The sequence below is a fragment of the Tardiphaga sp. genome (assembly GCF_044340795.1).
Classification (GTDB): Bacteria; Pseudomonadota; Alphaproteobacteria; order Rhizobiales; family Xanthobacteraceae; genus Tardiphaga.
This window is the reverse complement of the sequence record NZ_JBIISY010000050.1, coordinates 20592-33351: the sequence shown is the minus strand read 5'-3', so window position 1 is coordinate 33351 and position 12760 is coordinate 20592. Positions and strand designations below refer to the sequence as shown.

At 61.4% G+C, this 12760-nt stretch carries 11 protein-coding genes; 4 read left to right on the top strand and 7 right to left on the bottom strand.

The annotated features are described in order from the left end of the window. Nucleotides 1–118 (bottom strand): NAD-binding protein (locus tag ACIQ17_RS11020; protein ID WP_398468373.1); only part of this gene is annotated, 118 nt, incomplete at its 3' end. Between the two features lie 221 nt (nt 119–339). Between ACIQ17_RS11020 and ACIQ17_RS11015 the strand changes: the two genes are divergently transcribed. The 3 genes from ACIQ17_RS11015 (at nt 340) to ahcY (ending at nt 4554) form a co-directional block, all read left to right on the top strand. Continuing rightward, nucleotides 340–1695 (top strand): hypothetical protein, encoded by a 1356-nt coding sequence (locus tag ACIQ17_RS11015; protein WP_398468371.1) that lies wholly within the window; start codon nt 340–342, stop codon nt 1693–1695. Between the two features lie 70 nt (nt 1696–1765). Further along, a complete protein-coding gene (gene metK, locus ACIQ17_RS11010; RefSeq protein ID WP_398468369.1) occupies nt 1766–2959 on the top strand; it encodes a methionine adenosyltransferase in 1194 nt (397 codons plus the stop codon). Between the two features lie 170 nt (nt 2960–3129). After that, nucleotides 3130–4554, top strand: coding sequence for an adenosylhomocysteinase (gene ahcY, locus ACIQ17_RS11005; protein WP_398468367.1), 1425 nt, complete (start codon nt 3130–3132; stop codon nt 4552–4554). A gap of 78 nt (nt 4555–4632) precedes the next feature. Here the strand turns inward: ahcY and ACIQ17_RS11000 are convergent, their stop codons facing one another. The 5 genes from ACIQ17_RS11000 to ACIQ17_RS10980 all read right to left on the bottom strand — a co-directional run bounded on the left by ACIQ17_RS11000 (nt 4633) and on the right by ACIQ17_RS10980 (nt 10430). After that, entirely contained in the window at nt 4633–5532 is a 900-nt protein-coding gene (locus ACIQ17_RS11000) for a hypothetical protein (protein WP_398468365.1), read from the bottom strand. 179 nt (nt 5533–5711) lie between these two features. Further along, nucleotides 5712–6737, bottom strand: a complete 1026-nt coding sequence (locus ACIQ17_RS10995; protein WP_398468363.1) for an LLM class flavin-dependent oxidoreductase — start codon at nt 6735–6737, stop codon at nt 5712–5714. A gap of 75 nt (nt 6738–6812) precedes the next feature. Next, nucleotides 6813–7511, bottom strand: a complete 699-nt coding sequence (locus ACIQ17_RS10990; RefSeq protein ID WP_398468361.1) for a fumarylacetoacetate hydrolase family protein — start codon at nt 7509–7511, stop codon at nt 6813–6815. Between the two features lie 62 nt (nt 7512–7573). Further along, a complete protein-coding gene (locus ACIQ17_RS10985) occupies nt 7574–9376 on the bottom strand; it encodes an ABC transporter ATP-binding protein (RefSeq protein WP_398468358.1) in 1803 nt (600 codons plus the stop codon). 241 nt (nt 9377–9617) lie between these two features. Then, nucleotides 9618–10430, bottom strand: a complete 813-nt coding sequence (locus ACIQ17_RS10980) for an outer membrane protein (protein WP_398468356.1) — start codon at nt 10428–10430, stop codon at nt 9618–9620. Nucleotides 10431–10622: 192 nt separating this feature from the next. Here ACIQ17_RS10980 and ACIQ17_RS10975 point away from each other — a divergent pair, with 192 nt between their 5' ends. Further along, nucleotides 10623–11708: an AraC family transcriptional regulator gene (locus ACIQ17_RS10975; RefSeq protein ID WP_398468354.1), complete on the top strand. Its 1086-nt coding sequence runs from the start codon at nt 10623–10625 to the stop codon at nt 11706–11708. 9 nt (nt 11709–11717) lie between these two features. On the opposite strand, the gene galE is transcribed toward ACIQ17_RS10975, so the two are convergent. After that, a complete protein-coding gene (galE, locus tag ACIQ17_RS10970; protein WP_398468352.1) occupies nt 11718–12731 on the bottom strand; it encodes a UDP-glucose 4-epimerase GalE in 1014 nt (337 codons plus the stop codon). Nucleotides 12732–12760 lie beyond the last annotated feature (29 nt).

The window sequence follows — 12760 nt, the reverse complement described above, 5'->3', positions numbered from 1 at the left end:
CCAAGGCCTCGATCTTGTTGGCTGCCTTGTCCACGCAGGTCACATGGTGGCCGAAATCGGCAAAACAGGCCCCTGAAACGAGGCCAACATAGCCGGTGCCGATCATCGCGATGCGCATGGAAACAACCTTGTCTGGAACGCCTGAAGTGGAGTGTGACGCCGCGGCGTCTTAGCAAAACCGGGCGACTGTCACACGACAATTCGGAACACTTGCGGGTCATTTCCATGGTGGGCAAGACGTGCTAGGGAGTGGGCAGAACGCATCTCTGCCCACTCATCGCCGTCTGGCTGCCGCAAGCCTGCCACAGGATCTGCCGCAAGAAAGCCGCAACAAATCCGATGAAGAACGATCAGATACTCGCCACCATCGCTGATTTCTGCCGCCAAGCCGGCATGGCGGAATCCACCTTCGGCCGCCGCGCGGTGAATGACGGCAAGCTGGTCGCGCGCCTGCGCGAGGGCAAGCGCATCACCATCGATACGCTGGAGCGGATCCAGGCCTTCATCGCCCAGTCGATGCCCGAAGGCGTGCCACCGCCGCCGGGACTTGAAGCGCCGATCGAGCGCCGCGATCCGCGCAGCAATTTTCGATTCTTCGAAAACCGGCAGAAATACCTGCTGTTCGTGCACACCTGCTCGGAAAAGCGGGTGATCGCCGACCGCGTGGCGCTGGAATTGGCCAACATCCATCCGCGGCCGCCGGCGCTGCGGGTGTTCGACGCCGGCGTCGGCGATGGCACCGTGCTGTCCCGCGTGATGCGCTCGATGCACGGGCGATTCCCGCATATGCCGTTCTATATCGCGGGCAAGGAACTCAGCCTCGAGGACGCCCGCCTGACCCTCGACAAGATCCCGGACCGCCTGTTCGAGCATCCGGCCACGGTCTTCGTCCTCACCAACATGCACTATGCCGAAGCGCCGTCCTTGACCCCCGCATCGCCTGCCGCGGCGGCTGCGATGATCTGGCACGAGGTTCCCCTGCGGGGCGGTTCTTCCGGCGAATTCGCTGACCAGATCGCTGGTCTTGGAGCTTTTCTAGAAGACAACTGGCGCGCCAGCATCAATCCCCGCTCGGGCATGCCGACCTATGAAAGGCCCGTGGCGCTTGTGGTTTATCGCGAGGACCACCGCTTCCTGCTCGACACCATCATCCCCCGGGCCGGCCGCACAGAGGCCAATTTCGACCTGATTATTGCCTCCCAGCCGTATCGCGCGAAGAGTTCCGTCCAGTTCCGCGCCCGCCGCATCATCGCACCGCTGGCCCGCGCACTCAGAGCCGGTGGGCGGTTGATCGGGATCCATTCGCATGGGCAGGACCCCGGCATGGAGATCGTCCAAGCCGTCTGGCCCAAAGAAAATCCTTTCGCCGTGTCGCGGCATGAGCTATTGCGGGCAGTGAAATACGAGCTGGGCTCCGCCGGCCGCGATCTGAACTTCAATGCCTATTCCGACCAGCGGTCGATCTTTCGCTACGCCATGGAGGCGCTGCCGAACGAGGTCACCGGATCGATCGGGACCTCGACGGCATTCGCAGCCTGGAACGCGGCGGTCTATGTGGCCCAAATCGAGGATGACCGTTTGACGGAAGTGACGCAGAGCGGCCGTTATCTGGATGCCACGAGAGAGGTTTTGCGCAAGCACAACGGTCTCTGGTTCTACGACGAATCCTACGTCATCTCGCGGCGTCGCGACTGACACACCAAAAAAGCCATTCTCAGCACATTCGCGAAATTGCCGACCCCGGCGCAACCTAGAGGATTAGTTGATGCGCGCGTCTTATCTCTTCACCAGTGAATCGGTTTCCGAAGGCCATCCCGACAAGATCTGCGACCGCATTTCGGATGAGATCGTCGATCTGTTCTTCCGCGAAGGCCCGAAGGCGGGCATCGATCCCTGGGACATTCGCGCCGCCTGCGAAACCCTCGCCACCACCAACAAGGTCGTGATCGCCGGCGAGACCCGTGGTCCCTCGACCGTGACCAATGATCACATCGAAGCCGTCGTCCGCGCCGCCATCAAGGATATCGGTTACGAGCAGGACGGCTTCCACTGGAAGAACGCCGACGTGCAGATCCTGCTGCATCCGCAGTCGGCCGATATTGCGCAGGGCGTCGATGCCAAGCAGCCGACCAATGCAGAAGAAGGCGCCGGCGACCAGGGCATCATGTTCGGCTATGCGTCGAACGAAACGCCGGAGCTGATGCCGGCCCCGATCTTCTACGCACACAAGATCCTGCGCCTGATCTCGGAAGCGCGTCATGCCGGCACCGAAAAGGTGCTCGGCCCCGACTCCAAGAGCCAGGTCACCGTGCAGTATGAAAACGGCAAGCCGGTCGGCGTGCGCGAAATCGTCGTTTCGCATCAGCATCTCGTCGAGGACATGACCTCGAACCAGGTGCGCGAGCGCGTCGAGCCCTATGTGCGCAAGGCGCTCCCGGAAGGCTGGATCACCGACAAGACGATCTGGCACATCAACCCGACCGGCAAGTTCTTCATCGGCGGTCCGGATGGCGACGCCGGTCTCACCGGTCGCAAGATCATCGTCGATACCTATGGTGGTGCGGCTCCGCATGGCGGCGGCGCCTTCTCGGGCAAGGATTCGACCAAGGTCGATCGCTCGGCTGCCTATGCTGCGCGTTATGTGGCGAAGAACATCGTCGCTGCCGGTCTTGCCGACAAGGCGACGCTGCAGCTCGCTTACGCCATCGGCGTGGCGCGTCCGCTGTCGATCTATGTGGACACCCACGGCACGGGCAAGGTTGCTGACGACAAGATCGAGGCGGCCGTCGCTGCGTCGATGGATCTGACCCCGCGCGGCATCCGCAAGCATCTCGACCTCAACAAGCCGATCTACGCCCGCACCGCCGCCTACGGCCATTTTGGTCGCACGCCCGATGCAGATGGTGGCTTCTCCTGGGAGAAGACCGATCTCGTCGATGCGCTGAAGCGCAACGTCTAAGACCCAAACACAACGACATGGCCGGGCTTAACCCGGCCATCCAGTTTTCTTTCGCAGGTCACGATAGATGTCCGGGTTATCTGGCGAAGCCGCGCTTCGCACTTTGCCCGGGCATGACGGCGAGAAGCATTCCCAGCGCTTCTATGGCGCTCTACAACAAGGACATTCCCATGACCAAAGCCCCCGTCGGCTTCACCGACTATATCGTCAAGGACATCTCGCTCGCCGATTACGGCCGCAAGGAGCTGTCGATTGCCGAGACCGAAATGCCGGGCCTGATCGCCACGCGTGAAGAGTTCGGCCCGAAGCAGCCGCTGAAGGGCGCGCGTATTGCCGGCTCGCTGCACATGACCATCCAGACCGGCGTGCTGATCGAGACGCTGAAAGCGCTCGGCGCCGACATCCGCTGGGTCTCGTGCAACATCTACTCCACCCAGGATCACGCCGCCGCCGCGATCGCCGCTGCCGGCATTCCGGTCTTCGCGGTGAAGGGCGAAACCCTCACGGAATACTGGGAATACACTGCAAAGCTGTTCGACTGGCACGGTGGTGGCCACCCGAACATGATCCTCGATGATGGCGGCGATGCCACCATGTATGTCCATCTCGGCTTGCGCGCCGAGAACGGTGACACCGCGTTCCTGGACAAGCCGGGCTCGGAAGAAGAGGAAGTGTTCTTCGCGCTGTTGAAGAAGCAGCTTAAGGAAAAGCCGAAGGGCTATTTCAAGGCGATCGCCGACTCGATCAAGGGCGTTTCGGAAGAGACCACCACGGGCGTGCATCGCCTGTACGACATGCAGAAGGCCGGCACGCTGCTGTGGCCCGCGATCAACGTCAACGACTCCGTGACCAAGTCGAAGTTCGACAACCTCTATGGTTGCCGTGAATCGCTGGTGGACGGCATCCGCCGCGGCACCGACGTCATGATGTCGGGCAAGGTCGCCATGGTTGCCGGCTTCGGCGATGTCGGCAAGGGCTCGGCCGCCTCGCTGCGTCAGGCCGGCTGCCGCGTGCTGGTGTCCGAAATCGATCCGATCTGCGCGCTGCAGGCGGCGATGGAAGGCTATGAAGTCGTGACCATGGAAGACGCGGCACCGCGCGCCGACATCTTCGTCACCGCGACCGGCAACAAGGACATCATCACCATCGAGCACATGCGTTCGATGAAGGATCGTGCCATCGTCTGCAACATCGGCCACTTCGACAACGAGATCCAGGTCGGTGCGCTGAAGAACCTGAAGTGGGACAATATCAAGCCGCAGGTCGACGAGATCACCTTCGCCGACGGCAAGCGCATGATCCTGCTGTCGGAAGGCCGTCTGGTGAATCTCGGCAACGCGACCGGCCATCCGTCCTTCGTGATGTCGGCGTCCTTCACCAACCAGACGCTGGCGCAGATCGAACTCTACGCCAACAACAAGGAAGGCAAGTACAAGAAGGAAGTGTACGTGCTGCCGAAGTCGCTCGACGAAAAGGTCGCGCGTCTGCATCTGGCGAAGATCGGCGTCAAGCTGAGCACGCTGAGCAACGAGCAGGCCGCCTATATCGGCGTGAAGCAGGAAGGCCCGTTCAAGGCCGAGCACTATCGCTACTAAGTTCTGCTTGCAGAGCTGAATGAGAAAAGCCCCGGAGCGATCCGGGGCTTTTTGTTCGCGAGGGGCCAAGCTACCCGATCACCAGTCATTCGCCGCAACGGCGGATGGCTTGTGGAAGCTGTATCCGAAGCCGGCTTTGACGGTCCAGTTGGATGTCTGGCTGTCCGGTTCGCGCGTTCCGTCCGGTGCCCATGGGGATGCACCATATCTAAAACCTAGAAAGTCGATGCCGGCATTGATGTGCCATTTATTGGTGAGGGCGTAATCGGCCGACAATCCGGCCATATAGATGGACGATGGGCCGAGATTGTAGGTCCACGGATTGATGGGGAAGCCACCATTGTAAGATGTCTTCATGGTCGGAGCTGAAGTCGTGCCGATCAAGCCCGAGGCTGACAGAACGAGGCGCTCGGTTGCCGCCCACTGAAGCAGCATGCCGCCACCGATATAGGTGTGCTCGTAGAGCTCATCATATCCGGATGGGCCGAACCGGTTGCTGAGGCTACGATCCCAGCCCCGGTAGCCCATTCCAAGATATGGGGTCACCATCCAGTCGGCTGCGATTTCAAACCCTTTGCCAAATCGAAGATCGAGAGCGCGGATGTCCGCGCCGCTGCGATCCGATCTCACCGGGCCGCCTGACGCTCCATATTGCGTTTGTCCATAGAGCCAGGTGAACGCGCCCATGAAGTATATATTGCTCACGGGGCCTGCCGGACCCATGGCGGACAGTCCGAACTGAAGACCCGGAAGCCAGCCGGCCTCACTGCTGAAGCGAGGGTCCGTTGATGTCGTCTCGTAATAGTCGACGCGCTGTCCGACGATGCTCAGGCCGACCTGCGTATTGGCGATGAGGATCGGATTCATCCAGGCACGGGCGTCCAGGGAGGTTTTGACCAGCATGTCAGCAGCGGAAACGCTGCCGCCCATCGTCGCCAATCCGGCAAAGCAAACTGCATAGTTCAACTTGGAGCCCACCGGACACCTCCTTGACTTGCGAATTTAATAAACCTTAAGTTGCATTAATGTGTAGCGTATGCCCGAGGGGCTGGCAATACATTGGGTGGTCATTTGAAGCCGTGGCGTGCATCGGCATGTCCGAATGGGAGGCTGATGCACGCTGATTGTTGCTATCTCGGCAGACTGAGACGCGACGATCAGGCCAGTATTTCGCGCACCATCGGGATAACCTTGGTCCCGTATAGCTCGATGCAGGTCATCAGCTTTTCGTGCGGCAGCGGACCGGCGCTGTATTTCATATCGAAGCGCGAGATGCCCAGCGTCTTCGCCGTCTTGGCGATCTTCTTAGCCACGGTCTCTGGCGAGCCCACATAGAGGGAGCCGTGATCGACTTCCTGATCGAATTCGTGTCGCTCCATTGGTGGCCAGCCGCGCTCCTTGCCGATGCGGTCGCGCATCTGCTTGTAATCGCCCCAGATATCCTCGCGCGCCTGCTCGTCGCTGGCGGCGACATAGCCGGGTGAATGCACGCCGATCGGCTTCACCGGTCGCTTAATTTCGGCATAAGCGCGGTGATAGAGATCGACATAGGGTTTGAAGCGCTCGGGATCGCCGCCGATGATGGCCAGCATCAACGGCATATCATAGCGCACTGCGCGCACGACTGATTGCGGACTGCCGCCGACGCCGATCCAGGTCGTCAGATTGCCAGTCTCGATCGGAGGATAGATGCGCTGATTGGTGAGAGGAGGGCGCGTGGTGCCGGTCCAGGTGATTTCCTCGCTATTCACCAGCTCTGCGAACAGGTCGAGTTTGTCCTCGAATAGCGTCTCGTACTGATCGAGTTTGAAGCCGAACAGCGGAAAGGATTCAGTGAACGAGCCGCGGCCGAGGATGACTTCAGCGCGTCCATTGGATGCAGCGTCGACCGTCGCAAAGCGCTGGAAGACGCGGATTGGATCGTCCGAGCTCAACACGGTGACGGCCGATCCCAGGCGGATGTGCTTGGTTCGCGCGGCGATGGCAGCGAGCACGACTTCCGGTGCGGATACGGCAAAGTCGGCGCGGTGATGTTCGCCGACGCCGAAGAAATCTACGCCGAGCCGGTCGGCGAGAACAGCCTCGTCGATGACGTTACGGATGACCTGTGCGTGCGACAGCATCTGGCCGTCAGCGCCGCGCGTGACGTCGCCGAACGTGTCTAGGCCGAGTTCGAGTGTCATGTGATTTATCCCGGGCTGAAAACGACAAAGGCCGCGCAGGATGCGCGGCCTTTGCTCGTCCAGCTTTGCTGGCGCTTACTTGGGTTCGCTGATCGCGAACTTCAAGGTACCGATTCCGTCTACCCCGCACTCGACCTTGTCGCCAGGCTGCAAGGCAGCGACGCCTGCAGGGGTACCGGTAAGGATGACGTCGCCGGCACCGAGCTCGACCTGCAGCGACAGCTTCGAGATGATCTCGGCGATATTCCAGATCATCTCCGAGAGGTCGCCCTTCTGGCGCTCGGTGCCGTTCACCGACAGCCAGATCTTGCCCTTGGAGGGATGCCCGGACTTCGCGGCCGGGATCAGCGCGCCTGTCGGGGCGGACATGTCGAACGACTTGCCGATTTCCCAAGGCTGCTCCTTCTTGCGCGAAATGGTCTGCAGGTCGCGGCGAGTGAGGTCGACACTCACGCCGTAGCCCCAGACATGATCGAGCGCCTGCTCGGGCGAGATGTTGAGGCCGCCGCTCTTCAGCGCTACCAGCAACTCGACCTCGTGCTGCATGTCCTTGGTCAACGTCGGATAGGGGATCACGCTGCCATCGGCCACCGCCATGTCGGCATGCTTGGCGAAGAAGAAGGGAGGGTTGCGCTCATCATTGCCGAGCTCGCGGATATGCTCGAGATAGTTGCGGCCGACGCACCAGACGCGGCGGACCGGGAATTTGGCGGCCTCGCCCTGAACGGCGAGTGCGGCCTGCGGCGGCGGAGTGATCACGTAGGAAGCGGTCATGAAGGATGTCTCAGACTGGTTGCAAGTGACGTTGATCCGCCGCGAGGCGGCCGGGGAAGTTCTTACGCCGTTGCGTCGAGCGGCGCCAGCGGGGAGGCTTCGCGATGCTGCAGGCGGAAAAAGGAGGCATAGCGGCCATCCCGGCGCAGCAGGTCATCGTGACGCCCCCGCTCGACGATCTCGCCGCCCTCGACCACCAGGATCGCATCGGCATGCATGATGGTGTGCAGGCGGTGGGCGATGACGATGGTGGTGCGGTTCTGGCAGAGATGTTCGATGGCTTCCTGGACCGATTTTTCGGATTCTGAATCGAGGGCGGCGGTGGCCTCATCGAGCAGGATCAGCGGCGCGTTCTTCACCAGCGCGCGAGCAATGGCGATGCGCTGGCGCTGGCCGCCAGAGAGTGTGGTGCCATGTTCGCCGACCAGCGTGTCATAGCCGAGCGGGAAGCCGAGGATGAAGTCATGGGCACAAGCGGCCTTGGCAGCGGCGACGATCTCGTCCTCGGTTGCACCTGGTTTGCCGAAAGCAATGTTGTCGCGAATGGTGCCGCGGAACATATAGACATCCTGGCCCACATAGGCGGTCTGGCCACGCAGTGAACGGCGGGAGATGTCGGCGGTGTTTTGGCCATCGATGACAACCTGGCCTTCGCCAACCTCGTACATGCGCAACAGCAGGGCCAGCACGGTGGACTTGCCGCCGCCGGAAGGGCCGACAAGGGCGGTCATCTTGCCGGGCTCGGCGACGAAGCTCATGCGGTCCAGCACGGTTTCGCCGGGGCGATAGCGGAAAGTGACGTCGCGCAACTCGACGCGGGCCTCGGTCAGCTTCAGCGCGGGCTTGTGGTCGTCATTGGGCTCGGTGGCCGGGCTATCGACGATTTCCAGCAGGGTCTGGGCGCCGATCAACTGGCTGTTGAGGTCGATGTTCAATCGCGCCAGGCGCTTGGCCGGCTCATAAGCGAGCAGGAAGGCGGTGATGAAGGAGAAGAACTGGCCGGGTGTCGCGCCCATCGCCACCACGCGGTAGCCGCCATACATCAGCGCGCCGGCAATGGCGAAGCCGCCGAGGGTTTCCATCAGCGGAGAGGAGCGGCTGGAGACCCGCGCCATCTTGTTGGCGTTCTGCTCCACCGCGCTGATGCTGGCATCCATGCGAGCCTGCATCGTCTGCTCGAGCGTGAAAGCCTTCACCGTACGGATGCCCTGTAGGGACTCCTGCATGACTTCGAGGATTTCGCTTGTGCCCGTGAACTGGTTGCGTGCCAGACCCTTGATGCGGCGGACCAGCTTTCGCAGCACCAGGATGGCCGGAGGCGCGACCAGAAAACCGGTGATCGCCATATAGGGATCCTGCATCACCATCACGGCGACGAGGCCGATCAGAGACAGCAGATCGCGGCCGACGGCGTTGATCAGCAAGCTGAGCACCTGCGTCACCGAATTGGCGCCGGCTGTCAGCCGCTGCAGGAATTCGGAGGAGTGGCGCTCGGAAAAGAAGCCGATGCTCTCATTCATCAGCTTGGCGAATAGCCGGCGCTGATTGTTGGCGACGATGGCGTTGGAGATTTTCGACAGGATGACCGTATGGCCGTAGGTCGCCGCACCTTTGACGAGGAAGATCAGGACGACGACGCCGGAGAACAGCGCGATCCGTTCGACGCTCCTGTCCACATAGGCCTGGTTGATGACCTCGCCGAGCATATAGGCGGAGGCGGCCATCATCCCGGCGGAGACAGCCATCAGCAGGAAGGCGGCCAGGTATTGGCGCCAGTAAGTGGCGGCCTGCTCGGTGACGAGGCGGCGGATCAGCGCCCAGGCGCCATGGGGATCGTCGGTAACTTTGCGTGTAACTTTGGCCATCCGCGGTCCAGAGGCGGCCGGGCAGGACGCTGCCCGGAGCCCATTCGGCGTTGCGAAACAGCCGCCTGATTGCCCGTTAAAGCGCAGATTTTCAAGCCAAATCCGCCCTTGTCAGGACTTGTTAACGCTCCAGTTCCGGCCCCCGTCGCGGCCGGAATCAGCGTTGGTCGTGCCCGACGAACGCAAAACGCGGCCTCGTCCGAAGGGCGGGCCGCGTCTCGCATAGTGCCGTATGGTTAGATCAGAACCGGTAATTCACGCCGGCCTTCATGGTGTGGAACCGGGTTTCCACGTCCATCGAAGAGGTGGCGAAGAAGCCATTGGCGACATCGTTGACGGTGGTCGAGGACAGGTTGGTGCGGCCGAGATCGACATAGAGATATTCGGTCTTGAACGACCACTGGGGCGCAATGGCGTATTCGAGGCCGGCGCCGGCGGTCCAGCCCCACTGGGTGCCGCTGTTGGTGACCGGCGCAGCCTGGCCGATCACGCCATTCGGGCCCGTGATGGCAAAGCTGCCCTGGGTGTTGACCTTGCCATAGGCACCGCCGCCGGTGCCGTACAGGAACAGGCGATCCCAGGCATAGCCGAGGCGACCGCGGACCGTGCCGAACCATTCCACCTCGGAGCCGGTGTTGAAGGTACCGGACGTCACGATGCCGTTGTCATTGACGGTCTGGTTGCCATCGAACCGGCCCTTGATACCGGACCACTGGATGTCGGTCTCGATGCCGAACACACCGCCATTGGCGAATTGATAGTTGTAGCCGATCTGGCCACCACCGAAGAAGCCGCTGGATGTCAGGCTGAACTTGCCCGCCGTGCTGGCGACCAGGGGATCGGTCTCGGCCTGCAATTGTCGCTGGGTGGCGCTGAACGGATAGTCGAACTTGTCTCCGCCGAAGCCGACATTGGCGCCGATATAGAAGCCGGTCCAGGAGAACACCGGCACCGGCGCGATCGGTGCCTTGACCGGATAGGCCATATCGGCCGCTGCGGCAGGCATGGCGGCGGCAGCGAAGATAGATGCTGCGCCGAGCGTCGTTCTGTTCATCGTCAAGTCCCTCAGTTTCTGGCTCACGCAAGTGGTGAGCGATGGCATGTGAAGCGCGTTCGAGCTGACATGGCGAATGCGATGTCGGACTCGCAGCTCTCATGCGCATCATGACAGGGTGCTCGGGACGGTCTTGGTCGGAGACGAAGCGGAATTTAGTTCTGGCGCAGTACGACTAAACTTCGTGGCGCTGTGGCGAGCCAGCAACAGCACATACGCGCATTGTCCTGCGAAAATCTTGCACACGCTAAACATTTGCTTGTAGCGAAGGTGATCCGCGTTGCTACACTTTCGATGAAAGCGAGTGAGTGCATGCATCAGGCTAGTTTCGTCTCGAAGGACTTCGACCCGGCGCTACAGGATCACGAGAAATTCGCGCTTTGGTGCGAGAACATGGAGGCGCTGACCTGTTGCGTTGATATCACGCGGGCAGAAGAGCGTCCTTTCTCGGCATTCGTGCATTGGGCCGATTACGCGCATGTACATGTGACACGGTTCGGCGGCACCTTCAGCCGCATTCGCCGTTCGAAAACGGCGATATCGCGCGGCCCTGACGATGATTTCTGCCTGATGTTTCATCGCGGTGAAGCGGCGCTGAATATCGATCAGGTCGGACGTGAGGCGATGCTGTCCTCGCAGCAGGGATTTCTCGGCACCAACGGGCTGCCCATCGACATGCGATCGGATGCGAGCTTCTGTTCGACGACCTTGACCGTGAGCCGAGCGCGTTTGCTGCCCCTTGTGAATGATGTCGATGCGCTGCTGGTGACGCCGCTCGACCTAAGTCGTCCGGCTGTTGCGCATCTGAAGCGTTACATTGATATCTCCGTCGATCTGGTGCGGGACCCGCATGATCAGCAGCTTGACGAGCACATCAGCACGACCTTGTTGGATCTCACGGCGCTGGCTCTTGGCGCCCGCGGCGATGTTGCGGAACTAGCGACTGCGCGAGGTCTGCGCGCCTCGCGTGCACAGCAGATCGTGGCGGAGATCGAGCGCAATTTCGACGATCCCAATTTTTCGATCGGTCAGATTGCAGGGCGGCTGCAAATGTCTCCGCGCTACGTGCAGGATCTCCTGCAGGAAACCGGTCTGAGTTTCACGGAGCGGTTGCTGGAACGGCGTTTGCAGCATGCGATGCAGCTTCTGACCAGTGAAGCCGGGGATCGACTCAAGATCGGGGAGATCGCGCTGGCCAGCGGCTTCAACGAGATTTCATATTTCAACCAGCGTTATCGTCGCCGTTTCGGTGAAACGCCAACGCAATCCAGACGCTGAAACAGCCGGTCAGGCCGATTGCGCCATCAATTCGACACCGAAGCGCTCTCGGGCGAGTTTTTCCTCCCATGACAGAGCGTGGCGGGCGATGATTTCGAGATTGTCGTATTGCGGCGTCCAGTCGAGGGTGGCGCGGATGCGACGGGTATCGGCGATCATGGTCATGATATCGCCGTCGCGCCGCGGCGCGTATTGAACCGCGAAGCTTCGGCCGGCCGCGCGGCGGACGGCCTCGATGGTTTCCAGCACCGAATAGCCGCGGCCATAGCCACAATTCAACGTGGTGGATGTGCCGCCGCCCCGCAAATAGCCGAGCGCGGCGCGGTGGGCCTGGACGAGATCGCTGACATGGATGAAATCACGGATGCAGCTGCCGTCCGGCGTCGGATAATCGGTGCCGTAGACATCGATCTTGCTGCGCTGGCCGGTGGCGGCCTCGACGGCAATCTTGAGCAGATGCGTGGCGCCCATGGTGGCGAGGCCAGTGCGGCCCTGGGGATCGGCGCCAGCGACATTGAAATAACGCAGCACGACGAATTCCATGCCATAGGCCGGCGCGATATCGTGCAGCATGATCTCGGTCATCAGCTTCGATGAGCCGTAGGGCGATAGCGGGCGCGTCGGCGCCTCTTCGGCGACCGGCATAACGTCCGGATTGCCATAGACGGCTGCGGTCGACGAGAAGATGAAGCGCTTGACACCGCATTTGACCGCCGCATTGAGCAGGTTGCGCGAGGTCGCCGTGTTGTTGCGATAATAAGCGAGCGGATCGCGCATCGATTCGGGCACCACGACCGAGCCCGCGAAATGGATGATGGCGTCAACGCCATGGGCGTTGATCACGCCTTCGACGAGATTCTCGTCCGCGACGTCACCGATGAACAGCGGTACGCCTTCGGGCAGATAGGTGGAGAAGCCGGTGGACAGATTGTCGATCACAACGACAGCCTCGCCGGCTTCCACCAGCGCATGCACCATGTGACTTCCGATATAACCGGCGCCGCCGGTGACCAGAACCGTCATGCGGATTGTCTCACTCTCCCGTTCGGGGG